The 21,985-nt window shown below is 59.3% G+C and carries 24 protein-coding genes and 1 tRNA gene; 14 read left to right on the top strand and 11 right to left on the bottom strand.

Annotated features, from left to right (window positions below; genetic code table 11):
* Nucleotides 1-92: 92 nt before the first annotated feature.
* From ACW4DH_RS07450 to ACW4DH_RS07430, 5 genes are all read left to right on the top strand, one after another.
* Nucleotides 93-1,052, top strand: a complete 960-nt coding sequence (locus ACW4DH_RS07450; RefSeq protein ID WP_459635742.1) for a histone deacetylase family protein — start codon at nucleotides 93-95, stop codon at nucleotides 1,050-1,052.
* Between the two features lie 99 nt (nucleotides 1,053-1,151).
* Nucleotides 1,152-1,784, top strand: coding sequence for a helix-turn-helix domain-containing protein (locus ACW4DH_RS07445; protein ID WP_459635741.1), 633 nt, complete (start codon nucleotides 1,152-1,154; stop codon nucleotides 1,782-1,784).
* Nucleotides 1,785-1,884: 100 nt separating this feature from the next.
* Complete coding sequence (locus ACW4DH_RS07440) at nucleotides 1,885-2,199, top strand: DUF1244 domain-containing protein (RefSeq protein WP_459635740.1); 315 nt, start codon at nucleotides 1,885-1,887, stop codon at nucleotides 2,197-2,199.
* Nucleotides 2,196-2,723: a molybdenum cofactor biosynthesis protein B gene (gene moaB, locus ACW4DH_RS07435; RefSeq protein ID WP_459635739.1), complete on the top strand. Its 528-nt coding sequence runs from the start codon at nucleotides 2,196-2,198 to the stop codon at nucleotides 2,721-2,723. The genes ACW4DH_RS07440 and moaB overlap by 4 nt, the downstream gene beginning before the upstream one ends.
* Complete coding sequence (locus ACW4DH_RS07430) at nucleotides 2,716-3,909, top strand: molybdopterin molybdotransferase MoeA (RefSeq protein WP_459635738.1); 1,194 nt, start codon at nucleotides 2,716-2,718, stop codon at nucleotides 3,907-3,909. The genes moaB and ACW4DH_RS07430 overlap by 8 nt, the downstream gene beginning before the upstream one ends.
* Nucleotides 3,910-3,922: 13 nt before the next feature.
* On the opposite strand, the gene ACW4DH_RS07425 is transcribed toward ACW4DH_RS07430, so the two are convergent.
* The 6 genes from ACW4DH_RS07425 to ACW4DH_RS07400 all read right to left on the bottom strand — a co-directional run bounded on the left by ACW4DH_RS07425 (nucleotide 3,923) and on the right by ACW4DH_RS07400 (nucleotide 6,791).
* A complete protein-coding gene (locus ACW4DH_RS07425) occupies nucleotides 3,923-4,483 on the bottom strand; it encodes an acyl carrier protein phosphodiesterase (RefSeq protein ID WP_459635737.1) in 561 nt (186 codons plus the stop codon).
* A gap of 3 nt (nucleotides 4,484-4,486) precedes the next feature.
* Complete coding sequence (locus tag ACW4DH_RS07420) at nucleotides 4,487-4,840, bottom strand: TusE/DsrC/DsvC family sulfur relay protein (protein WP_459635736.1); 354 nt, start codon at nucleotides 4,838-4,840, stop codon at nucleotides 4,487-4,489.
* Nucleotides 4,840-5,130, bottom strand: a complete 291-nt coding sequence (gene tusB, locus ACW4DH_RS07415) for a sulfurtransferase complex subunit TusB (protein WP_459635735.1) — start codon at nucleotides 5,128-5,130, stop codon at nucleotides 4,840-4,842. The genes ACW4DH_RS07420 and tusB overlap by 1 nt, the downstream gene beginning before the upstream one ends.
* Nucleotides 5,131-5,196: 66 nt before the next feature.
* On the bottom strand, nucleotides 5,197-5,577 hold the full coding sequence (gene tusC, locus ACW4DH_RS07410) for a sulfurtransferase complex subunit TusC (protein ID WP_459635734.1): 381 nt from the start codon (nucleotides 5,575-5,577) through the stop codon (nucleotides 5,197-5,199).
* A 46-nt stretch (nucleotides 5,578-5,623) separates the two neighbouring features.
* Nucleotides 5,624-6,016 carry a sulfurtransferase complex subunit TusD gene (tusD, locus tag ACW4DH_RS07405; RefSeq protein WP_459635733.1) on the bottom strand — a complete coding sequence of 131 codons (393 nt, stop codon included), beginning with the start codon at nucleotides 6,014-6,016 and terminating at the stop codon, nucleotides 5,624-5,626.
* Nucleotides 6,017-6,119: 103 nt separating this feature from the next.
* Entirely contained in the window at nucleotides 6,120-6,791 is a 672-nt protein-coding gene (locus ACW4DH_RS07400; RefSeq protein ID WP_459635732.1) for a Bax inhibitor-1/YccA family protein, read from the bottom strand.
* Nucleotides 6,792-6,956: 165 nt separating this feature from the next.
* On the opposite strand from ACW4DH_RS07400, the gene ACW4DH_RS07395 reads away from it, so the two are divergent.
* The 5 genes from ACW4DH_RS07395 (at nucleotide 6,957) to ACW4DH_RS07375 (ending at nucleotide 9,376) form a co-directional block, all read left to right on the top strand.
* Nucleotides 6,957-7,046: transfer RNA gene (locus ACW4DH_RS07395), tRNA-Ser, on the top strand.
* A 272-nt stretch (nucleotides 7,047-7,318) separates the two neighbouring features.
* On the top strand, nucleotides 7,319-7,567 hold the full coding sequence (locus ACW4DH_RS07390) for a DUF1654 domain-containing protein (protein WP_459635731.1): 249 nt from the start codon (nucleotides 7,319-7,321) through the stop codon (nucleotides 7,565-7,567).
* A gap of 151 nt (nucleotides 7,568-7,718) precedes the next feature.
* Nucleotides 7,719-7,931 carry a DUF4113 domain-containing protein gene (locus ACW4DH_RS07385; protein ID WP_459635958.1) on the top strand — a complete coding sequence of 71 codons (213 nt, stop codon included), beginning with the start codon at nucleotides 7,719-7,721 and terminating at the stop codon, nucleotides 7,929-7,931.
* A 181-nt stretch (nucleotides 7,932-8,112) separates the two neighbouring features.
* Entirely contained in the window at nucleotides 8,113-9,063 is a 951-nt protein-coding gene (locus tag ACW4DH_RS07380; protein WP_459635730.1) for a hypothetical protein, read from the top strand.
* Nucleotides 9,047-9,376, top strand: a complete 330-nt coding sequence (locus ACW4DH_RS07375) for an STAS-like domain-containing protein (protein WP_459635729.1) — start codon at nucleotides 9,047-9,049, stop codon at nucleotides 9,374-9,376. Before ACW4DH_RS07380 ends, ACW4DH_RS07375 begins: the two co-directional genes overlap by 17 nt.
* Nucleotides 9,377-9,732: 356 nt before the next feature.
* On the opposite strand, the gene ACW4DH_RS07370 is transcribed toward ACW4DH_RS07375, so the two are convergent.
* Nucleotides 9,733-9,903: an Arc family DNA-binding protein gene (locus ACW4DH_RS07370; RefSeq protein ID WP_459635728.1), complete on the bottom strand. Its 171-nt coding sequence runs from the start codon at nucleotides 9,901-9,903 to the stop codon at nucleotides 9,733-9,735.
* An 86-nt stretch (nucleotides 9,904-9,989) separates the two neighbouring features.
* Here ACW4DH_RS07370 and ACW4DH_RS07365 point away from each other — a divergent pair, with 86 nt between their 5' ends.
* The 4 genes from ACW4DH_RS07365 (at nucleotide 9,990) to ACW4DH_RS07350 (ending at nucleotide 12,711) form a co-directional block, all read left to right on the top strand.
* Nucleotides 9,990-10,295 (top strand): Arc family DNA-binding protein, encoded by a 306-nt coding sequence (locus ACW4DH_RS07365; protein ID WP_459635727.1) that lies wholly within the window; start codon nucleotides 9,990-9,992, stop codon nucleotides 10,293-10,295.
* Entirely contained in the window at nucleotides 10,292-11,176 is an 885-nt protein-coding gene (locus ACW4DH_RS07360) for an endonuclease (protein ID WP_459635726.1), read from the top strand. Before ACW4DH_RS07365 ends, ACW4DH_RS07360 begins: the two co-directional genes overlap by 4 nt.
* A 716-nt stretch (nucleotides 11,177-11,892) precedes the next feature.
* Nucleotides 11,893-12,441 carry a DUF4760 domain-containing protein gene (locus ACW4DH_RS07355; RefSeq protein WP_459635725.1) on the top strand — a complete coding sequence of 183 codons (549 nt, stop codon included), beginning with the start codon at nucleotides 11,893-11,895 and terminating at the stop codon, nucleotides 12,439-12,441.
* Between the two features lie 57 nt (nucleotides 12,442-12,498).
* Nucleotides 12,499-12,711, top strand: coding sequence for a hypothetical protein (locus ACW4DH_RS07350; RefSeq protein ID WP_459635724.1), 213 nt, complete (start codon nucleotides 12,499-12,501; stop codon nucleotides 12,709-12,711).
* On the opposite strand, the gene ACW4DH_RS07345 is transcribed toward ACW4DH_RS07350, so the two are convergent.
* The 4 genes from ACW4DH_RS07345 to ACW4DH_RS07330 all read right to left on the bottom strand — a co-directional run bounded on the left by ACW4DH_RS07345 (nucleotide 12,708) and on the right by ACW4DH_RS07330 (nucleotide 21,971).
* Nucleotides 12,708-12,965, bottom strand: coding sequence for a hypothetical protein (locus ACW4DH_RS07345; protein WP_459635723.1), 258 nt, complete (start codon nucleotides 12,963-12,965; stop codon nucleotides 12,708-12,710). The genes ACW4DH_RS07350 and ACW4DH_RS07345 overlap by 4 nt on opposite strands.
* A gap of 133 nt (nucleotides 12,966-13,098) precedes the next feature.
* On the bottom strand, nucleotides 13,099-20,184 hold the full coding sequence (locus ACW4DH_RS07340) for an LPD38 domain-containing protein (protein WP_459635722.1): 7,086 nt from the start codon (nucleotides 20,182-20,184) through the stop codon (nucleotides 13,099-13,101).
* 81 nt (nucleotides 20,185-20,265) lie between these two features.
* Nucleotides 20,266-21,318: a hypothetical protein gene (locus tag ACW4DH_RS07335; RefSeq protein WP_459635721.1), complete on the bottom strand. Its 1,053-nt coding sequence runs from the start codon at nucleotides 21,316-21,318 to the stop codon at nucleotides 20,266-20,268.
* Entirely contained in the window at nucleotides 21,318-21,971 is a 654-nt protein-coding gene (locus ACW4DH_RS07330) for a hypothetical protein (protein WP_459635720.1), read from the bottom strand. Before ACW4DH_RS07330 ends, ACW4DH_RS07335 begins: the two co-directional genes overlap by 1 nt.
* Between the last annotated feature and the right edge of the window lie 14 nt (nucleotides 21,972-21,985).

Here is a 21,985-nt window from a genome sequence, read left to right as displayed (position 1 = left end):
AACCCACCATGTTACTTGTGTACGACTTATTGACACTGTGATGCAAGTACAGCGTAGCCTTATCTTCCAGCTTGCGATGCTCGGAGAAGCCCATGATCACCTCGTATATTACCCACCCCGACTGTGCCTTGCATTACATGGGGCCGGAGCATCCTGAGAGCCCGCTGCGGCTGGAGGCAATACGTGCACGCCTGGCGCTCTCAGGAGTACTTCAGCAGACCATGCAATCGGAGGCCACCCCCGCCAGCGACGAAGCCCTGGGGCGCGTTCACGCTCATCGTCACCTGCATGCGCTGATGCGCTGCGTGCCCGACGAAGGGCTGATCAGTCTCGACGATGATACCTTCATGTGCCGCGACACCCTATCGGCTGCGCGCGTGGCGGCCGGTGCGGTGATTCGCGGCGTCGACCAGGTCTACCGGCATCAGGCCGACAATGTCTTCTGCGCGGTCCGTCCCCCGGGCCATCACGCCGAACATACCGATGCGCTCGGTTTCTGCTTTTATAACAACGTTGCCGTGGGCGTCGCCCATGCGCGAGCCCAGCATGGCGCCAAACGGGTCGCCATACTGGATTTCGATGTCCATCAGTGCAACGGCACGGTGGATATCTTCAAGGATGATCCGGACGTGCTGATCTGTTCGAGTTTCCAATACCCCTTCTACCCTTGGCGCTATCTGCGGTCACATTGGGACAACGTGATCAACACGCCGCTGGAACAGGGGACCGGCAGTCGCGATTTTCGCCATGCCCTTGAGCGCGACTGGCTTCCGGCATTGCAAGCGCACAAGCCGGATATCGTCCTGGTCTCGGCCGGATTCGACGCCCACCGGCAAGACCCGATGGCGGACTTGTGTCTGGAAGACGAGGACTATCACTGGGTAACGCTGCTCGCCATGGATATCGCCCGCACCTATGCCGATAACCGTCTGGTATCGGTACTCGAGGGCGGGTACGACCCGGCGGCGCTCGGTCGCAGTGTCGAGGCACATGTTCAAGCCCTACTGGGCCTGCCTTTCGGTCCTCCCGCCGGACTTGAATCCCCTACATGAAGCATTTTTTTGACCCGTTGGTCGCGCGGGAAGGCGCGCCAGGAGATGAGATGCCTATGGTATGATTCCAGGAAACTTTATTTCCTATTGCGAACGTCAATGACCACGCCCACCGATCAAGACACCGCACTGCGTATCGCCTCCGGGCGCAAGGCCTTCGTCGAGCCCCTACAACTGGGCGAGCGTCTCAAGGAGATCCGTCTCGCCAATCAGTGGACGTTGGAAGATGTCAGCCAGCGCACCGGGCTGGCACGTTCGACGCTGTCCAAGATTGAAAATGACCAGATTTCCCCTACCTTCAGTGCCGTGCAGAAACTCATCATCGGCCTGGGAATCGATCTGCCTCAGCTACTGACGCCACCCAGGGCACAGTCCCGCACGTTGGGCCGCCGCGACCTAACTCGGGTCGGCGAAGGCAAGCAGCATCCCACGCCGACCTATGAGCATGAGCTGCTCTCCTGGCAGTTGGCCCAGAAACGCATGATCCCCTTCAAGACCATCGTCAGGGCGCGCAGCTTCGATGAATTTCACGAGTGGGTACGTCACGATGGAGAAGAGTTCCTGATCGTGCTCGAAGGCGACATTCTGCTATACACCGAGTTCTATGAACCCCTGCGCCTGACGCAGGGCGACAGCATCTATTTCGACAGCGACATGGGGCACGCCTTGGTGTCGGTCAGCGAGCAGGATGCCGTGGTGCTGTCCGTCTGCACACCCGGCGAGCTCAGCTGAGTGCAGCCCGCCTCAGGACATTCCCTCAGGTACGCTCACGAAGCGGTTTGCCTTTGTTATGCTTGTGCCTGCGCTTGAGACACTTCCAGGAGAACCATTCATGCAGCAATTTGACGATGCGACACGTACCGAGATCGAAGCCGCGGCCTTTCGCCGCCTGCTCGAGCACCTGGACGCCAACAAGGACGTACAGAACATCGAGTTGATGATCCTGGCGGATTTCTGTCGCAACTGCTTATCGAAGTGGCTGGTGGCCGCCGCCGAAGCGCGAGGGCAGGCATTGGACTATGAAACGGCTCGCGAATACGTCTACGGCATGCCCTATGGCGAATGGAAAGACCTGTATCAGGCCCCGGCCACGCCGGAGCAACTTGCCGCACTCGAGGCCCGCCAGCAGAACAAGGGATCAGCATGAGCAGCGCCGGCGATTTCGTGCCTCTCAGTATCGCGGTGCTGACCATCTCGGATACCCGTAGCGAAGCCACCGATCGTTCCGGCCAGACACTGGTCGATTGCCTGACCGACGCCGGCCACCGGCTTGCCGCCAAGCAGATCGTGCCCGACGATGTCTATCGCATTCGCGCCGTGGTCGCGCAATGGATCGCCGGTCAGGACGTTCAGGCGATCTTGACCACTGGCGGAACCGGCTTTACCGGAAGGGATTCGACGCCGGAAGCGGTTGGCGTGCTGCTCGACAAGCATATCGAGGGGTTCGGCGAACTGTTCCGCCATCTTTCCTGGCAGGAAATCGGCAGCTCCACCATTCAGAGCCGCTGCCTGGGCGGGCTGGCCAATGCCACCGTGGTGTTCTGTCTGCCCGGCTCCACCGGCGCTTGCCGTACCGCCTGGAACGGGATACTGCGAGAACAGCTCGACAGCCGTCATCAGCCGTGCAACTACGCCAACTTGGTGATTCCCGGCCGGGGGCAGCATGGCTGAGCTGCAGAGCGTCGAGCAGGCCCTGGAAGCCTTGTTACGCGACACCGCACCGTTGCCGGCAGAGCACCTTGCCTGCGACGAGGCGGCAGGTCGGGTACTGGCATCCCCGGTCATGGCCAGGCTCGATGTTCCCCCTGCCGACAACAGCGCCATGGACGGCTATGCGCTACGCACCGCCGACGCCGGAGGGTGGCTGCCGATCCGTCAGCGCATCACCGCCGGCCATGCCCCGAAACCCTTGGCGACGGGAACCTGTGCACGTATTTTCACCGGGGCGGAAATTCCCCCCGGCGCCGATTGCGTGGTCATGCAGGAAAAAGTGGAAGTCGACAATGGTCTGGCACGCCTGCCTGACGAGCTTGGCGCAGGAGACAATATCCGTCTTCGGGGGCAGGACGTCAGCGCCGGCGCCGAACTGCTAAGCATGGGAACGCGTCTGGAAGCCGCTGCTTTGGGCCAACTCGCCGGGCAGGGCATTACCCAGGTTAGCGTACGCCGCCGCCCTCGTGTCGCCCTGTTGTCGACGGGAGATGAGATCGTCGATCCGGGACAGCCGCTGCAGCCCGGTCAGATCTACAACTCCAACCGGCCGATGCTCAAGCGTTTACTCGAACGCTTCGGCGCCGAGGTCACGCTCATGCAGCGGGTACCTGACAACGCCGCCGAGACTCGGCGCCTTCTTGATGCTGCCGCACGGCAAGCCGATGTCGTGGTCACCATGGGAGGCGTTAGTGTGGGCGAAGAAGATCATGTCAAACAGGCCATCGCCACTCTAGGTCAGCTAGATCTCTGGCGCCTCGCCATTCGTCCCGGCAAGCCTCTCGCCTTGGGCCGTATCGGCAGCACGCGGCTGGTGGGCCTGCCTGGCAATCCGGTCTCCAGCTTTGTCGGAGCATGGCTCTTCCTACGTCCGCTGATGGGCGCCCTTCTTGCCTGTCCGGTATTGAATGAATTGCCTCGTATCACTGCACGCGCGGATTTTGCCACACGCACCCAGATACGCCGCCATTATATGCGAGTGTCGCTGGAGTTTACGCGGCACGGCATCATTGCCCGAGCCTTTGGCGATCAGAATTCGGCAGTGCTATCTTCCTGCGTTTACGCCGACGCTCTGGCAATCGTGAACGCCCATAGCGAGATTGAACGTGGCGATGATGTCGAATGTCTCTGGCTAGCCGGCGCTTGAGTGCTGCCTCTACCTAGCGGACGGGAACGCTCAAGCTGCGCTGTAGTGCGGGCCATAGTAGCCAGAAATCCTGCTCAAGCGACACGTAGTCCGCCTCGAGCCATGGAACCAGTTGCGCGAGCGGATTGTCCGCCCGGCTCAGACGCCGTCCGAGCCCTTCGATTGCTCGACAAGTGAAGCCGAAATCCGCATATCGAGACAGCCAGTCGCCGGCCACCAGGGAAGGCACCATAGTGGCCAGGCGGTTGGGGGCCGGTCGGGCACTCATCAGCCGATAGCATCGCCTTACTAATGCGGGATCGTGGTGATGGAGTGCCACGAAGTGATCCCAGACCAGATCCAGAGCGATGCCCACGAAGCGCCGCTGTGCCGAAGGTGCACGCGCCTTGGCCGCGCTTATGAGCGGATGATGATCCACCGTGGCATCCACATGTCGATGATGGCGGATGCCCTGTGCGACCTCCACCGGCCATGCGTCAAGATCCGTGCCCTTCACGCCATCGGCAATCAGGTTTCCGTATAGAAAGTCATCGCTGCCATTGCGGGCCAACCATGCATGTGCGAGAAAATTCATATATTAAAGACAGTTGGTTGGCTTTGGCAGCCCGGCCAGGCGCGCTGCGACCTTGGCTGGGCTCTCCGGGAATAGCCGCATCAGATAAACGGACTTACCTTTCTCCGCGCCCAGCGCCTGGCCGACCGCCTTGACTAGAGGGCGCATGGCCGGCGCGGTCTCGAAACGGGCATAGAAATCCCGCAGCACATGGATGACTTCCCAGTGCTCGTGGCGCAGTTCACGGCCTTCCTCCTGTGCCAAAGCTCGAGCCACGGCCGGAGACCAGGCATCGAGATCCACAAGGTAACCCTCGGGATCAAGCGCCACCTCGCGCCCTTCGGCAGTGATATATCGCGTAGCGTTTACCGTTGCCATCAGAACCAGCTCACCGTTTTCTCGGCTTCTTCCGTCAAGGTGACGAACCCATCCATATCGATAATCCATACCGTTTCGTCACAGCGACCCGCCAGGCCTCGCGATGCCACGTCCTCCTGCAATGCAAAGAGACGCCCGCTGATACCCTCGAAGTAGCGAACCAATGCTGGCATGGCGCCGAGCACCCCATCCTCGATCAGCAACAGACGGTCTTCAGGCCCCATCGCGCGAAGCGTGTCCTGATATATCCTGCTCGAAGCGGGAGAACGATTCAGCAGATGCAGAATCATGCGTGATGGACTCCTCACATAATTGCCAGGCAGAGCGCCAGAGCCTTCACCGTTTCCGAGCGAATCTCAGAAAGTAAAGATGAGGGAATGGCTTGCCAATGTTTTTGCGATGTCTTCCGCGGACAATAGCGTGACGGATACCCGCAGATCGTCCACTGCCAGTCCGCGGCAGGTCAACGCTTCGCGATCGACCAGAATCGTTTCGACGTCGTACATTTCCAGCATATCGAACTGCGGGTGCGTTCCCTTCTGTCCTAGCGGGCCCGCCCCCTGCTCCTTGAGAAGCGCCGTTACGCCATCACCTGTCACCAGCAGGCTCACTTGCTGCCCCAGCGCCGCCCCCACCAAGGCGACATCGAGCCCTTCACGCACCCAACTGCTGCCATGCGGGGCATGGCGAAGCATAACCAGAATTCGGTTTACCGCAGCTGCAGTATGATCGCTCATCGTTGCATCACCTTCCCGCTGTACTGCCATCGGTTGCGTCTTTGCTTCAGGGGGCAAAGGTTACCAGACGATCATGACTCAATCCGGCATCGATCAATTGCCCCAGACCGGTCAACTCGAAGGGCACATCGAGACTGGCCCCCCGCTTGCCATGGCGGGCGGCCTCCTTTGCATCGAGCAAGCCTCGACGCAAGCCAGCAGCGATACAGACGAAAAGCGAGGTTCCGTAACGATCGTGCAATTCGCACCAGGCATCGACAAGATGTGGCTCATCCTGCGGAGGCGAGGCCAGTCGCGCGGCATTGTAGACACCGTCATGATAGAAGAAAACAGTCGCCAGCTCATGGCCTCTGGCAACCAGCCCATGCGCGAAACGTATCGCCGAATGAGCCGCCTGATGGCTGTAAGGCCCGCCATGAACGATCAATGCATAACGCATGAGTGGTCCCCTTCGGCTTGCAGATGGCTTTAACAAGCCATTCCCTACCCAGAATGACAAGGCCCCGCACCAGGCGGGGCCTTATCACTTTCTGGCTTAAGCGTCAATCGTCCGACATGATGCCCAGGATCGACAACAGGCTGACAAAGAGATTATAGATCGACACATACAGAGTAATGGTGGCGAGGATATAGTTGGTTTCACCGGCACGATGAACCATTTCACTGGTCTGATACAGGATCGCCGCCGAAGCAAACAGGACAAAGCCTGCAGAAACCGCCAGAGCCAGACCCGGGATATTGAAAATCATCGCCGCGACCATGGCCAGCACGAGCACAATCGCTCCCGCGATCATGAAGTTCCCCAGGAAGCTGAAGTCCTTGCGCGTGACAAGCGCTACCGCGGACAGACCGATGAAAGTCGCTCCGGTCATCGCCAGCGCCGTCATCACCAACTGAGCGCCATTGGGAACCGACAGATAGAGACTCAGCATCGGGCCCAAGGTGAAGCCCATAAACCCGGTAAAGGCGAAGGTCGCCAGCAGGCCTGCGGCCGAGTTCGCAGTCTTGTGCACGAGGAACATCAAGCCGTAGGCACCGATGAAGAACACGAAGATATTCATCTGCCCTACGCCCATTGCCATCGCCGCTCCGGCCGTTACGGCGGAGAACAACAATGTCATGGCCAGCAGCATATAAGTGTTGCGCAATACCCTGCTGGCGCCCACCGAGTGCGACTGGCGCTCGGAAACCTGTTGTGAAGTCTGAAAAGCCATGGAATTAGCTCCTGTCCAAGAAGAAACTGTCAATGAGACCAGAATGCCCTGTCAGGGTTCCCGGCACAAGCCATGTTATGGCCGTTGGCAGGCAAATAACTCGTTGAAACCAAACGCAGGGCTTGACGAAACACAACAAGCTGGTAAGATTGCTCGCCGTAAGCCGGAGGGATGGCAGAGCGGTTGAATGCACCGGTCTTGAAAACCGGCAAGGGTTAACACCCTTCCAGGGTTCGAATCCCTGTCCCTCCGCCACAATACGAAGGGGAATCAGTCACTTGGCTGATTCCCCTTCTTCGTTCCTGCCTGTAAAAATCTCCGTTTCTATAACGTCTATAACGCTTGCCGTTATAGAGGCTCCCCCGCCCCGGTGCATAAACGCCCGTTTTTAATCCAAAGTATGAATTTGCCTCCTGCTCACTCATCCCTTCGGGCCGTTGAAACCCTCGTTCCGCTTAAACGCTTGCCTTTCTCTTCATGTGTTTACGATACTGTATAAATTACCAGTAACCGTAAAGGAGGAGATCATGGCGTTTGAAACGATGGCAGTGGAACAGTCGTCCTACGTGCAACTTGGGAAGCGGGTGCAGCGAGCAATCAACGCGCCTCGCGCTAGGCTTACCCAGCACATCATCATCGAGCGACAGCCTGACGAAAGCGTCGAAGACTGGGAGAGCATGCTCGAGGAGATTGACTCCCACGGCCACGTCACTCTCATACGCTATGACGATGGGGCGATCGGCCTTCGCTGGAACCTGGCAGAGACGTCAGCATGAGCATGACTATCGACATCATCGGACGAGTCGATGAGCTTACTGCCCCCATCCTGCTTCCACTTGCCGCCGGTGAGGTGCGTGCCGGATTCCCTCTCCTGCCGACGACTACCTGGAGCGAGAGCTCGACTTGGCCGACAAGGCGACGCTGCAGATGGATCTACTCGACACGCCGCAGCTGGATGCCGATCGGCAGTGTAACGAGCGGCTCATAGCCATTATGGATAAGATCAACCGGGAGCATGGCCGGGACACGGTTAGTGTCAGTAAGGCCAAGCAGGACAGCGACAGGAATCTCCGCTGTCAGCGCCGGACGCCGAGATACGCCACCCGGTGGGACGAGTTGCCCGTGGCTGTCACAAAATAGGGTTTGGCCCTGTTGATGCAAATCCATGCCGAACCTGGTTGCATAAATTAGTTGAAAGCATGGATGATTTTGAGGTAAGGAATGCCATAATGCAGAGAGGCTTGAGATACGTGATTGGCCTGCATCTTTGCAATTTTAAGCGATAGCTAGACATTTTATAAAAGTACAGCGCAGGTAACAAATGAACATCGTTTTACCGAATATTGATGACTACAAGAAATCAGAACAAATCATGTCCAGCTTCCCCGCTGAGCAAGATGAGGTTATTCTCGATTTTAAATATGTCAACTTCCTGCCTATCTCATATATTGTTTTTTTGGCTGGCTACGCTCGCGGCATAGTGCAACGCGGCGGAATTGTAAGAATTCACAAAGATAGCATTCGAGAAAATCTTTTTCGCTATTTGCAAAGAATGGACTTCTTCAAAATGGGCGGCATAGACTTTGAAGAAAACTTTGTAAGAAACGATCCCAGAAAAAAGTTTGTTCCATTTAAAATGATTGGAGTGGACGGAAGCATAAACACAGAAAGCATTTCTACAGAAGTTGCGGACTGCGTTGTTCCTGAGCAGGCAAGCGAATCCGATCCTTCAAAGACAAGTGTTTATGATTGCGTAGAATACTCGGTTTCTGAGCTTATAAATAATGTTATACAGCATTCGGACGGAACGGGGTACATTGCTGCTCAGTATTATAATAAGCATGATGTGGTAGTAGTATCGGTAGTCGATAGCGGCATTGGAATTAAGCAAAGCTTCTACACCTCAGGCTCTCCGTTAACTAACCGTATTCATGATGACAAGAGCGCTCTTGAAGCCGCTCTTGAGCCGAACACTTCTAGTAAGACGCATGCTGCGGCCTCTTGGGGCGGCACAGAGAATGCGGGGGTAGGGCTGACTCTGCTCAGTGACATTGCTCGTCAGTCTGGTGGCTACTTCCATGTTTGCTCTGGTAATGCTTACGCTGATGTCCGCGGCGTACGGAATCTCCTTAGAGGGCAATACAGCGGGACTTTTAGTGTATTCGCCTTCAAAAAAAGCCAAATGTTAAACTTTGATCTTTATTTAGAAAGATCCAAGATAAACGCAGGACTAACTCTTGAAGAGGAGTCATTAAATGGAATCTTTGGGTAGTAATATGATAATTCATATGCATTCAGAGTTTGGTGACTTCTGCGCTAGAGGAAGCTTGGCAGTTAACTATCTAGAAGAGTACGTCATTCCAAATCTGGACGCCAATGAACCGCTAGTAATTGATTTAGAAGGCGTAAGAAACATGAATAGCTCGTTCTGCAACGCATTCTTCACGAATTTATTTGTAAAGTATGGCGAAGGGATGAAAAATCGAATAACGATTATAAACGCACATGATAAGCTGAAAAAGCCCATCCAGACATCAGTGGCCAAAGGGATAAGCAAGCATCGCGAGTTATATAAAACTATATAGTTCAAAACTATATAGCTTAATGTAATAAGCCGCCTGATGATGGCGGCTTTTTTGCTTCCGCACTTATCTATGGGATCCATTCAGGACCGAATGTGCTAGCTTTGCCGCTACTGCGATGTGCTCGTGGCACTCGACCGCGTGGTGACTGCCCAGCGCCTGCAATGCCGGGCCCAACTCCGCCTGCCAGCGCCGACTCATCCACTTGGCGTGATAGCACAACAGTCTGAGTTCGGCCGCTTGCTCCGCATTGAGCGTTACGCGCCCTTCCCGCTTCTTCCAATATCCGGCGTGCCTCTTGTGTGCTGCGGCTTGGCCGCCCTTGCATCTCAATCTGCTCACGTGTGACCTGCCTGCAGTTATGTCTTCGACCGGCCTCCCTTCCCTTTCTGCTCGTCCTGAGCGAGAGACAGCTCAAGGCGGTAAGCAATCTCCGCATTCAGGCTACGGTGGTTCTGCTTCGCTCGCTGTCTCAGCCGTTCCTTTATACCGCTGGGCAGGCGTACGTTGGTCTGTTCATGAGCGGCCATAAAAGCCTCCTAACTAGCATTTAATTATAAAGAAGCTAGCACACTGGTATCTTGACCGATGTAGCAAAGTGCTACACCTTCGCTACATGAAAGAACCAGACCCGCAATTTAATGTGCGGCTTTCCGGGGAGTTACGCGCCCTGATTAAGGAAGCTGCCAAGAAAAACAATCGCTCTCAGACAGCTGAGGTGGCCGCCCGCCTGGAAGAAAGCTTCGTGCGGGAAGGCGCTATCAAAGGCGCCCATACCGTGAGGCATCGGAGCCTGGAAGATCAAAACGTGAGGGAGCTTGTCGTCACCATGGAGCTGATGTTGAGCCAGCTCGACCTGATGCGTAAGGAGCTGAACGAGCGCATGAAAGTGCTGGGAGATGGCAAGGATGATCAGTCTTGAACCATCGCGCCCTCCTTCTGCTCTCCTGTTTCCTTACCGTGCTGCCCGCCTTTGCCGATGCCCCTTCCTCGTTCTCGGCCGCCAAGCGCATCGCCCGGGAGATCCACGCGGACCACAAGCAGACATTCTACTGCGGCTGCAGCTACAGCGGGCCAAACAACACGCCGGACTTGGAAGGCTGCGGCTACCAAGTACGCAAACAGCCCAAGCGTGCAGCACGCATCGAGTGGGAGCACATCATGCCAGCGTACGATTTCGGTCGTGCGATGCAGTGCTGGCAAGAGGGAGGGCGCAAAAACTGCGAAGCAACCAGCCCCGAGTTCAACCGCGCCGAGGGTGACCTCGTTAACTTGGTCCCGTCTATCGGCGAAGTGAACGGTGACCGCTCTAATCTACGCTACGGCATGGCCACAAGTGCCGATGCCTTTCAGTATGGGGCGTGCCAGTCGAAGGTCGATTTCGGTGTTGATCGATTCGAGCCGCGTCCTGAAGTAAGAGGCGATGTAGCTCGAACCTACTGGTATATGCGTGACACCTACGGCATCGACATCAGCGGTCAGCAGCAGCGCCTATTTGAAGCTTGGGCCGCGGCGGATCCCGTTGATAGTTGGGAGCGGCTTCGTAACCAGCGTATTGCCGCCATCCAAGGCCGTGGCAACCCGTATGTTGAGCCCAACGCTGGGCCAGCGCCGCTCCCCACGCCAGCGGCTAACGATCCGGTATTCGCTCAGCCTTCAAAGGATCAATTTGACTGCGGGACGAAGAAAACCTGTGGTGTCATGGCCTCATGCGAGGAAGCGATATTCCATCTGCAGCAGTGCGGTAACGGAAGGCTTGATGGCGATAATGACGGCACGCCGTGCGAGGCCATCTGCCGATAGCAGTCCTGCCGAGGAAGGCAGGCTGGGTGCTGATAGCTAAAAGGTCGTAGAGTCACCCCTTTTACCCTTTGCATCCGCTAATATAGCTTCTCCATAACAAGGAGAACATCATGAAAAAAGTTGCTATCGCTCTGCTCGCCGTTTTGGTACTGGGAGCTGGATCTGCTTACGCGTGTCCCAAGGGAGAGCATCCTCACGGCGGCGTAGGTCCGCATCACAAAGGCGGCTACTGCTCACCGTAAATGATGGGCTGTCTCTGAGGTAGTCTGGTGCCGGCATATGCTGGCGCTAGCTGCCTCGACCTGATGCCGTGCAAGCATGTTGATCAAGGGAAATAATTCCGGCTACTGGCCGATGTGATGATTGATGGCTGAGATATGGGGCAGGAACTGATCGAGGCCGGGCACGCCAAGGCATCTGATGGCGGGACGAAGGGTAGTACAGCGTTCCATAGCTTGACCGCTGATCTTGGATTGCGGTATGAATGCACAGCGTTGCTAAGCTACAGCTAGGCATTGGTGCTATAATTGAGGTTAACGCCAGCCAGATGGTTACGGTATGGCGATAGACCAAACCTACTTATTAGGTGGAAGGGAGAAGGCACTATGGTGAATTCAAAGATCTTTCGCGAAGAAGATCGCGGTGTGCTCAAGTAAACACAGGTAAAGCAGACTAAACCCCAGCAGTTGCTGGGGTTTTTCATTGTAGGTGCCGGTATGTGGGAATTTTTCAAAACCAATCCAAGCTTCTTTGGGATCCTATTCAGCGCCTTATTGGGTGGCACCATCGCAATTGTCGGAATCTGGAAGCAACGCCAAACTGCTGTTAGCAAGAACACAATTGATTTCGAAGTAATGCTTGGAAGCGACGAGGAATACGACAAGCATTGGGAGGTAGTGAAGCGTGTCGTAGCGAACCGTAACCATGTCTCAGTAGCCCATTGGGCGGACAACCCTAATTTTGACGAGCCTGAAGCCGAATCGATTCGTTATGTCCTAAACAGCTGGGAACGCGCAGCGAACGGCATCAATAAGAAGGTCTATGACAGTCACTTTCTTTATGAAATGTACGGTACGCATGTGATTAGCATGCATGATCATCTGCTGCCCTATGTGATGAAGGTCCGAGAAGTGAGGCAGCCCAAGGCGCACGTTAAGTTTCTCGATATGGCAGAACAATGGCGTAAGTGGCGAAATCAGGAAGATAATGCGAAGGCTAGGCGAGCTCACCTAAGAGTATGGGGAATTCCTTGCAAGAAAGATTAAGCGGACAGGCCTCATGAGCCTCTCGCATTCCACGCTACGCCCCGTTAAGATGCATCCATGGACATGGATACCCTTGGCCCGGTACTGATGACCCTGCCATTGTTTGGCTTGATGGTCATGACCGTGATGCCTCGTGACTGGCAGAACCTGCAGGGCTGGCTGATCGTCAGCTTCGTGGCCATCCCTGGCCTGTTGCTGGTGATCTGTTTCCCTCCCTTGGTCTTCGGGTTGCTGTTCTTCGCCGGCGTATTCGCCAGCAAAAGGCGCTAGCTCGCCCTCGCCTCCTGCACCCGCTCACCCAAGGCCCGCTGGATCTGGTTTTTCACTGCGCGCAGCCTATCCATGCGCTGCCGCTTCTCTTCGCTGCCAAGGTTCGAGCGGCGAATCAGATCCATCTGCTGGTTCACGGTACGCAGACGTGACTGGGCGCGGTTGAGTGCCGGGCGCAGCCTGAGCATGGCCTGCTTGCTGCGGGTGACTTCTCGGGCTTTCTCCAGCTCCCCCATCTCGCGCAACTCCTTCACGTCCGAGTATGCACGCTGAGCTTCTCGCAGTCCGTCATAGAACAGCGTGCCGTATTTGGTATAGCGATCCTCATCGCCCAGGTTCTGATAGAAGCGCCGGATCGGCTGATACTCGTACCAACGTTGCGCCGGGCTATCTTCGCCATTCAGGGTTCGCCAGCCGACATCGGTAAGGCCGGCCCCCCCAGGCGCCGACCTGCCCCAGATACCCCTGAATAAGGTGGTCCACCTGCACCGGCGAGAGCGCCAGCGGATTGTCGTCGGGGTTGCCGATCGCGCCCAGCGTGCTGTTCAGCAAGCTGCTGATGCCCTGCGCCACGGCACTGGTCCTGCTGTTACGGCGTAACTCGGGCGAAAGGCGATCCATGCCCATGCCTTCGATAGGCCGCCCGGTGAAGTCATCCCGGTTGGCGTAGATGTTCAGCACCGGCTGGAAGGCCTGCGGTACCGGTGAGAAGCTGAAGGTGTCGGTGAGCATGTGCCCTAGGCGCTGAGCGAACAGCTTACCCGTTGCCTCGTCATCCATAGCCTGCTCGAGCATGCGTTCGGTGAGCGTGCTGATGGCCCCGACCTCGAAGGGCTTGGGGATGAAAAAGCCCTGGTCGCCGATGCGGAAGAACCAGTACGTGTCCTTCTGCCAGTCCTCGAGCTTGCGGTACTCCTCGTCGTCGTGGTTATGGGCATAGAGCGCCATGGTGGCCACGGCCAACGCGCCGGTCACGGTCCAGAAGCGGGCCGCCGCCTGCTTGTCGCTGACTCCGGCCTGCCCCTTGCCGAAGGCCTCCAGCACGATATTGGCGCCAGGCTTGATACCGCTACGGTAGATCTTATCCAGGCCCTGAATGCGAGCGTTCAGGAACGGCACGATATCGATCAAGATACGCACCGCCGGCCAAGCACCATGCGAGCTGAAGTCCATCAGGTCGCGGGATTCAAACGCCGAGTAGAGCTTGCCGCTGCCCCCATCCCGGTTCTGCCTGTAGACCGCTGCCCGGTTGACGTTCTCGGCGAAGTTGTTGACCTCATTCCAGCCCGACCATAGCCCGCGCACCGCATCCGGGATCCCCTTCGGGCCGCTGATAATGTGGGCATTGCGCATGTTGCGCGTCAGCTGGGCGCGCAACTCGTCGGGGTTATCGCCGTAGAGGTGGCCAAAGTTGAACGACGCGCCACTTGCCATCATGCGGGCATGGGTGCGCGCATCCTTGAGCGTGCGACCGCCCATGAGGACATTGCCCAAGGCGTTCTTGCTCACCTTGGAGGTCGCCGACGCCTGGAGACTGTCGCGGATCAGGTTGGCCACGACGAACTGGGGTGTCACGGTCGTCATATTGGTGAACACGCGCTTGAAGCCGCGCATCACTTTCATGGCAGCGCTATTCATGCCCGGGTGCGCCAGGCTGGTGATTGCCTTGAACACCAGTGGGTCGTCGATCTGGTAGAACACCTTCTTACCATCGCGCATCACGAAGGTGCTGTTGGTGGTGTCGCGGTTAGATTCCGGCACCACCTGAGCGATACCCACCGCCTCGGCATTCTCCACCGCCTGCAGTGATGCCTGGTTCTTGAGGCTGGCCTCCATCAGGTGATGGAAGTTCATCATCGTGTTCTGCAGCAGATCGTTAAGGTTCTCCTTGCCGCCCTTGAGCTTCTTGAAGGCCTGCTGCCGGGATAGCCCGCTGGTCGCGATCGGACCCTGGAAAGCCTTATCCTGCTCGCTGACGCGGTAGAACGGCACATAGAACTCGTCGCGCCACATGGCCCGCTGATCGGCGCTGATGATGCCGGACTGCTCAGCAATGGAGAGCACGTCGTCGCGGTACTGCTGGAACTCGGCGAACACTTCGTCATAGAGCTGGGCGCGGTTGCGGCCGTCTTCGGTAGAGCCGCGGTTCCAGTTGCGCATGGAGGCGATCTCGTCCGGCTCGAACAGATTCTCCCGGCCTTCGGCGGCCAGCTTCGCCGCCCGGTTACCGGCGATCCAGCCCATGAAGCGTTCGATCTCCGCAGCGCTGCCGAGCCTGCCCAGCACGCTGCCCAGCCCCTTGCTGTCATCGTCGCGGATATCGATCACCTTCTCGTCGGGGTCCAGGTAGACGCGGCCGTTGTGGAGCATGGCGTGCAGGGCGCCGTTCGCGGCGTTAGCCATGCGGGCCAGTACCCAGCTCGAGGATGCGGTACTGTTCTGAACGACGTCGCGGTCACCGGTAGCGGCCTGATCGATCTCAAGCAGCGCGGCATAGCGGTCCACCATACCCTGGCGAATCTTCAGGCCGGCACGGTCGGCATGCTCGCGGAACCAGTCAATGGCGCGGCGTGTCGGCGTTTTGGGGCCGATCTTGTCGGCGGCGCTGCGGTCAGTATCGGTAAAGTCGCTGAACTGGTCGGCCAGCGGGATGCGTCGCTTCGAGGCGAGTGCAAACAGCGGCTCGGCATCAGTGTCCTGTGCTTGGGTATCCTGTTCTTGCCGCTTCTGCAGCCACGCGCGCGACTGCTCGCCCAAGGCCAGCACGTCCGTATACGTCCATGCGACGGTCGGGAAGTATCGACGCAGCAGGCTGCGGATCTTCGCCACGGCACGCTGCCAAGCCTTGGGGCGGAAACCCTTCTCCAGCAGGTGGGCAACCATCTCCTCGGCGATAGTGATCTGATCGTCTGTATTGTTGCGGTCAAGGAAAGTATAGGTTTCCAACACCTCGTTGAGGGCTTCGCGGCCCTTCGGATGATGCGGCAGGTTGCGGTACAGGCTGCGCATCACCGGGGCTAGCTCGTCACCGAGCACGCCGCGCATGCCCTTGTGTCCGACGGTTTCGTGCACGGCGGTGCGCACGGCCTGCTCCAGGCTGTCGTTGTTGCCGGCGATGACATAGAGCTGGTCGCCCCAGTACATGCCCTTCACGTCCTGGGGGTTCACGCCCTGCAGGGCCATGGCCATGATGGCGTTCGACGGCAGCTCTCGGGGATGATCGATGACCTCGACGTCGGCGAACTCCGCATGGTTGGCCAGGGCTTCACGGACGGCGTCGGCGGTGGGAGGCTGGGCGTTGCCGGATTGGGCGGCATCTTGCGCATTCTGAGGCGGTGGCGTGCTGGCCATCTCCTGGCCGTTGTAAACCACCACCACGTCGCTGTCGGGCACGTCTTGTGTCTCAGACGGCGGCGTGTCGCGTCGCTCGGCAGCACTCATGCCCTGACGAGCCTGAACGTTGCGGGCTTCGACTTCACCATATAGACGCTGGTAGTAGCGGTAGGCCCCGCGTACATCGCCGTCGCGTAGTTTCTGCCGCATCTCGTTGAGGCCGATCTGGTCGGCATATTCCCGAATGCCCTGCTGAACCTCCTCCAGAGAGATATCACCAGCTCGATGCCTCTCCATCAGTTCGGCGGCGTGGTCGCCGGATTGGCGACCCAGATCACGAACGTTGTCGCGCAGCCACTTCTCGCGCAGCGGTGGCAGGCGGTAGTCGGCCGGATTGCCGCCACTGGCGAAACCTTCAATGTCCTGAATGCCATGCTGGATCTCGTGCATCAGGGTACTGAACTGCTCAATCGGGTCGCGCTCTGCGTTCAGCATGATCTCCCGGCGGCGGGCGACGAATCGACCACGCTGCCCGCCCATTCCGCGCGCCGAAACAACATCGATGTCGCGCAGCCCGGGGTAGGCCGCGAACAGCTTGGGGTGGTCCAGCACCTCGTCAAGGGGCTTGGTCCATAGCTCGCCGACGCTCTTGTCCACGAAAGGCAGGAACCGCGCATCGCTGTCATCGATCTCGAAGCGCCATTTGCCATCTCCCCCCTGGAACCAGCCAGTTTCTTTCCGCACTGTCTCCGGATCGGCGCCTTGTTCAATCTGCTCTTGCGCAGCGCCAAGCGAGTAGGTGTCAGCAGTGGCAGCACGCTGTCCGGCGAAGCTGAAGCGCATATCGCCCTGCCCCCGTGCCATCGCCTCGTCGGCGGTACGGTCACTGCCGGTCAGGGTGAAGTCACCAGCCTCGGCGTCAGCCTGGGCGCGCTGTTCCTGTTCAACGCGCTGGGCGGACTCGTCCTGTTCAGCCTGGCGCGTAGCATTATCGCGTTCGGACAGATCCTGCTCGGTGTAGGTTTCGAGCAGAGGTGCGTCATCTACCGTTTCGGCTTCTGCAACCCCTTGGGCAGGATCAACTTGTCTCCCTTCGGCAGTTGCTGATTCGCCTGGTGCAGTGCGTCCTGAAACATCCCGCGCAGGTGCTCGTTGTTCTGCGTCGGCTTGACGGAATCCTTCATCGAATACGTCCTGGTTGGTGGTGGTGTCTTCGAATAGCGCGCCGTTGGCCTCGCTCTCGGCACGCTGCCGCACTGACTGCCCAATATAACGGAGCGCGTCGGACAGGGCGCGACGAGAACGCATGCTGTTGTTGATTGCTATGGCCAAGTCAGCGGTCAATGCCGGTACCGGATCGCTGAAGGCATCGCTCTGGCTAACCAATTCTCGTACTGGCGTGCCGTCCTGACGCGAGCGGCGCACCAAGCGCACGGCATCGTTGATCGTGCCAATGGCGGTCAGGGCATCCTCACTGCCGGCCTCGCGGGCCATGGCCAGATCGGCGGCGGCTTCTTGCAGCGCAGCGGTCAGGTTACGCATAGCGTCGCCCTGCTCGGTCACCATTTCCACCATATCGCTATCGGCGTAGGCCTTGGCAAAAACGGCGCGCTGCATGCGGCTGCCCAGTTCCGGCGAAGCCTGACCATCTCGACCGGTGTAGCGGCTAGCTTCGTTGTTGCCTAGACGAGAAACAAAGGTGCGCTGGAATGCACGGTTGCTGGCTGCCAGCGGATCACCGGACTGGTCGGGGCTCCACTGCTGCAGATCGTCGGCACTCAGACTGTCAGCGTCGGCCTGCGCCTGCTCGTAGCCGCTCATGCCGGAGACGGTGGATTCATTGGCTCGGCGGGAAAATTCAGCACGGTCGATATTGGTCACGCGTTCGCGCACGAGAACCGGCTGGGCCATGTCCTCGACAGCAGAGGGATCCATGCCCATGGCCTCGGCCTGCTGGGTGACGTAACGCCGATAGGCCTGCGCCCGCTCGCCATTGCCCTGGTAGGCCTGTGCCAGCGCCATGGTGCGACCATTGCCGGACTCCACGACACCATCGGGGCCAATAATCGGCGCACCGGTGGCGGCATCGTTACTGCGCCCCAGCCGCTCGGGGTTGAGATTGGCCGCGATGTTGCGAACCTGCACCTGGCTGTTGGCGTTAGTGCGATCTCGCGGCTGAAGCTCCTGCGGGTAGCGGGAGTTGACGCGCCCATCGGGTGAGTTGGAGGCCGTCAGGTCAGAGAGGTTCACGACACGGTAGCGGGCCTGTACCGGGGTATTGTCGGGTAGATAAGCAGTCTCCACCGGTCCGCGTGTGCGGGATAGCTCAGCGACACGCTGCGCCTGGCGTTCCATGTCGGCACGCTGAGTGCCACGGCTCTGCTGGGCGCCAGTATCGCTGAACTGGGCACGTCCAAATGGTTGATCCAGCCCAGTATTGGCATTGCCTCGACGAGCGGTTTCGCCCTGGCCATAAACGATATCCTGGTCGGGGATCTGCGGACGCTGGGAGGCGACCTGCTCGCGCATGCGCTGTGCGCCTTGCTGCTGGGCTGCCATGCGTTCATCGCGACGTGCCTTGTGTGCCTGCGGGTCGTATTGCGTGGTATCGGCGGTGGGTCCGCCCATGTTGATCACGCCGGGATCTGGAGCATTCAGGCGCGGGGCGCTGTCCTGGCCAATCAGGCCGGCGAGGCGGTCGGGCTCGGCCAGCTGGCCCTCCATGGGGCGTTCACGGCTGCCGACGCGATTGAGCGCAGCGGTGAGGTTCTGGGCAATGCCTTCGGCTCGAGCTGTCAGGCGCTCAGCCAAGTCGATATTGCCCTTGTCGTAGGCGGATTCGGCGCGGTTCAGTACTGACTGCAGGTTTCGCAGACGCGCCTGCCCCTGGTCGGAGCCGCGCGCCAGACTGGTCAGATCGGCGGCAGCATCCATGGTCATCTGGATACGGTTACCCAACTGAGCGGCACGCTGTGGGGCTTCGGCGGCATCCTCCTGCCGCTTGGCGCCATTGGCCATCTGCTCGGCCTGCTGGGCGGCCTGGGCCTGGCTCAGGGCGTCACCGCCGCCGGCGGCTGTCTGCTGGCGAGCCTGGGCAATCGCCTCATCCTTGCGCTGCTGCTGAGCCTGGATTTTATCCTGTCGGGCCACTTCGGTACCGGCGCGGCCGCGCTCGACGATACCAGCCGGCGCACCAATGCCCCCGCCCATCAGGCCGCCGGCGGCAGCGGCATCGATCACCTGCTTCCAGTTGGCCTCACCCAGGTTGTTGAACAGGCTCTGACCATTGTTATCGACCCAGTACTTGGCGTGCTGCTCGATCAGCGTCTGCAGGCCTTCGGTCGAGGCCTCGGCCATCAACTGCGTAGCACCACCGCGGGCGGCGGCACCGGTCACGCCGCGATTGGCAGTGCGGCGCAAGTCGTTCAGGGCATCGGTAGCGATGTCTCCTGCAGCCTTTTCGGCGAGCTCCTTGCCGCCCACCTTGCGCAGTACCCGCATGACGGGCAGCGCATCAAGCGCACCCGCAAAGGAGCCGTGAGCCAGCGCAGCATCGGCATTCTCGACCTCACCCATGATCGAGCCGGTTTCCATACCCGCCGAAGCGGTATAGGCGCCGATGGCCTGGCCGGCCCGGGTCGCCGCTTGCTTGGCGACAGTCCCAGCCAGCATGCGAGCACCGACGCCACCCGCTCCACCGCTGGCCATGGACGTGGCCAGCATGGGCAATAGGTTGCCTGCGGTGTAACTCGCCCACTGCCAAGCGCTGGTTTCAGGGTTGGTGAACAGGTCGGTGAAGCCGTAGCCGAGCGAGTTCTCCTCGGCCTCGGCCATGTTGCGCTGGTAAACGTCGCGCCCGGCATTCCAGGTGGATTCGCTGCCCAGCTTCTCGCCGGCGGCCATGAGCAGCCCGCCGCCCATCGCCTGCGTCTGATCGACACCGGCACTGAAGCCAGCGGTAAAACCCGGCTCGGCGGAGTAGTTAGGCGAGGCGCCTTCGAGAGTGCCGAGTGCGGCGTAGCGCAGGGCGCTGTCGGAAAGGTTCTGATACTGAGGATGTTTAGCGAGCAGTCCGAGCAGTTCATCATCGGATGCGTCAGCCAGGCGCGGGTCCTGGCGAAGCTGGTCAATCAAGGCCATGGTGCGTTGTCTCCCGACAAGGCGTAGTTGGATCGCTACCCGGCTATGGCGTGGCTCAGCCAAGGCCGAATAGCGGACGGCTTATTGTACCGCGATACCGCTCTCGCGCAGGCTTCGTAATGCATCCATTATCTGGTTGCGCTGGAAGTCGCTGGTGCTGGGGTCGTCGTGCAGTTGGATCAGCTCGTCAGCAAGTTGCTGCCCTCGGCTGAGTAGCTCGGCATCAGGCTCGATAGCCCCGCCGTTGCGGGCCTGGTTGACGCTCGCGGCCAACCAACTGTCGGCCCCGCCGTTACGCTGGCGCGTGACGGATTCCACCAAGTCTTCGGCCTGCTTGGCGGTAGCGTTGACGATGCGCTTGTGTTCACCTTCCATCTGCTTTTGCTGGCTGGCCTGCTGCTCTTGCTGGAGCAGGCCGCGGGCGCTGGTCGGCTCTTGCGGGGCAGGCTCACCGCCGACGCCTGCAGCAGCACCTGGTGATGCAGTTCCGCCGCGCATACCCACCAGGTCATCGGCCAAGCTGCCGCCCGTGGCGCTGCCGCCCATGCCGAGCATGCCTTCCAGTTGAACTTGCAGCTGGTTCCGCTGGACCTCCAGTTTGTCCCGCTGATCCTCGCCCAATCCTGCTGACTCGGTGCCGTATAGCTGTTTGTCGATAGACTGGATCTGGTTCTGCAGATATTTGGATTGGGCCTGCTGGCGTTCGGTCATGGCGCCATTCAGTAGACCCTTCGGACTGATGCCTTCCGGCACGTCAGCGGTGTCGCCGGTCGCAGTATTGAATCGGGTATAGCCGCCGTCCTCGGTGGGCACCAGTTGCCATGCCCCGGCATTGGTTCGATAGTTGGCGCCGGCCTGCTGCTGATCGGCGAGGCGCGCTTTCTGTTCGCGGTCGGCGGCGTTCTGTCCGGCAGTGAACTCCTGCCCTGCGACGCGCTCATCGGAGCGGAACGTGCGGTCAGCCTGATTCTCGCCGGCGGTGAACTGCTGCTGGTCCTGCTGCTGCTCCATGCTGTACTTGTGGCGCAGCTCGAGCAGTGAGGCCTCCTTACGCTTCTTCAATTCCAGCTTGGCGTTTGTCTGTACGGCTTCGCCAGCGCCGCCCAAAGCGGCTGCGAGTAGTCCACCGGCCATTAGCGGGCCTCCTGCATTGGCTGTTGCGGTTGCTGTTGCGCTGGCTGCTGGGGTGCTTGCTGAGCCTGACCACCGGCCTGCTTCTTGAGTTGGCGCATGGCACGGATCATCTCGGCGTAACGCTGCTTCTGCTCCTGCGTCATGGCGCCATCTTGGACGAGTTGGCCGAAGCGTCCGATGCCGGCCATGAATGCGGCCTCGATGGGGTCACGGTTGCCCTGCGCGGGCAGCTTGCGCATCTCGACGGCGATTTCTCCGACGGCTTTGGCGAGTTCCATGCCCGCCTGGAACATCACGCCCGGCGGCACGGTTTTTCCCTCGGCGCTAAGCGCGTGATAGGTGGTGAGCATCACCGAGCTGATGACCGTGGCCATGCGCTGAACGATATCGTCGCCCTGTCCCAAGGCCTGCTCGACCTGCGGCATACCGGGGCCGTACAGGTAGCCGAGCATCGACTCCATCAAGGCGTCGTACATCTGCTGGCCTTGCTTGGGATCAGTGTCGGTGCGTGGGTCGCCCTGCTGCGGTTGTTGCTGCCCTTGGGGTGGTCGCTGGGCCTGCTGGCCGGGTTGTGCCTGGGGTGGTTGTCCCTGGGGCGCCTGTTGCTGCGGTGGCGCCGCCTGAGGCTGGGCGCTCTGAAGTAATCCTGCCATGTGTCGCCTCCCGG

The organism is Halomonas sp. WWR20, assembly GCF_054602495.1.
This window is presented reverse-complemented; position numbering and strand designations above follow the sequence as displayed.

Excerpts from the sequence above, each read along its gene's own strand:
- ACW4DH_RS07400 (WP_459635732.1), bottom strand. The coding sequence starts at position 6,791 with ATGGCTTTTCAGACTTCACAACAGGTTTCCGAGCGCCAGTCGCACTCG.
- ACW4DH_RS07425 (WP_459635737.1), bottom strand. The coding sequence starts at position 4,483 with ATGAATTTTCTCGCACATGCATGGTTGGCCCGCAATGGCAGCGATGAC.
- ACW4DH_RS07330 (WP_459635720.1), bottom strand. The coding sequence starts at position 21,971 with ATGGCAGGATTACTTCAGAGCGCCCAGCCTCAGGCGGCGCCACCGCAG.
- ACW4DH_RS07365 (WP_459635727.1), top strand. The coding sequence starts at position 9,990 with ATGAAAGAACCAGACCCGCAATTTAATGTGCGGCTTTCCGGGGAGTTA.
- ACW4DH_RS07335 (WP_459635721.1), bottom strand. The coding sequence starts at position 21,318 with ATGGCCGGTGGACTACTCGCAGCCGCTTTGGGCGGCGCTGGCGAAGCC.
- ACW4DH_RS07385 (WP_459635958.1), top strand. The coding sequence starts at position 7,719 with ATGGATCTACTCGACACGCCGCAGCTGGATGCCGATCGGCAGTGTAAC.
- ACW4DH_RS07390 (WP_459635731.1), top strand. The coding sequence starts at position 7,319 with ATGGCGTTTGAAACGATGGCAGTGGAACAGTCGTCCTACGTGCAACTT.
- ACW4DH_RS07375 (WP_459635729.1), top strand. The coding sequence starts at position 9,047 with ATGGAATCTTTGGGTAGTAATATGATAATTCATATGCATTCAGAGTTT.
- ACW4DH_RS07355 (WP_459635725.1), top strand. The coding sequence starts at position 11,893 with ATGTGGGAATTTTTCAAAACCAATCCAAGCTTCTTTGGGATCCTATTC.
- tusD (WP_459635733.1), bottom strand. The coding sequence starts at position 6,016 with ATGCGTTATGCATTGATCGTTCATGGCGGGCCTTACAGCCATCAGGCG.
- tusC (WP_459635734.1), bottom strand. The coding sequence starts at position 5,577 with ATGAGCGATCATACTGCAGCTGCGGTAAACCGAATTCTGGTTATGCTT.
- ACW4DH_RS07445 (WP_459635741.1), top strand. The coding sequence starts at position 1,152 with ATGACCACGCCCACCGATCAAGACACCGCACTGCGTATCGCCTCCGGG.
- ACW4DH_RS07350 (WP_459635724.1), top strand. The coding sequence starts at position 12,499 with ATGGACATGGATACCCTTGGCCCGGTACTGATGACCCTGCCATTGTTT.
- ACW4DH_RS07440 (WP_459635740.1), top strand. The coding sequence starts at position 1,885 with ATGCAGCAATTTGACGATGCGACACGTACCGAGATCGAAGCCGCGGCC.
- tusB (WP_459635735.1), bottom strand. The coding sequence starts at position 5,130 with ATGATTCTGCATCTGCTGAATCGTTCTCCCGCTTCGAGCAGGATATAT.
- ACW4DH_RS07380 (WP_459635730.1), top strand. The coding sequence starts at position 8,113 with ATGAACATCGTTTTACCGAATATTGATGACTACAAGAAATCAGAACAA.
- ACW4DH_RS07340 (WP_459635722.1), bottom strand. The coding sequence starts at position 20,184 with ATGGCCTTGATTGACCAGCTTCGCCAGGACCCGCGCCTGGCTGACGCA.
- ACW4DH_RS07420 (WP_459635736.1), bottom strand. The coding sequence starts at position 4,840 with ATGGCAACGGTAAACGCTACGCGATATATCACTGCCGAAGGGCGCGAG.
- ACW4DH_RS07450 (WP_459635742.1), top strand. The coding sequence starts at position 93 with ATGATCACCTCGTATATTACCCACCCCGACTGTGCCTTGCATTACATG.
- ACW4DH_RS07430 (WP_459635738.1), top strand. The coding sequence starts at position 2,716 with ATGGCTGAGCTGCAGAGCGTCGAGCAGGCCCTGGAAGCCTTGTTACGC.
- moaB (WP_459635739.1), top strand. The coding sequence starts at position 2,196 with ATGAGCAGCGCCGGCGATTTCGTGCCTCTCAGTATCGCGGTGCTGACC.
- ACW4DH_RS07370 (WP_459635728.1), bottom strand. The coding sequence starts at position 9,903 with ATGGCCGCTCATGAACAGACCAACGTACGCCTGCCCAGCGGTATAAAG.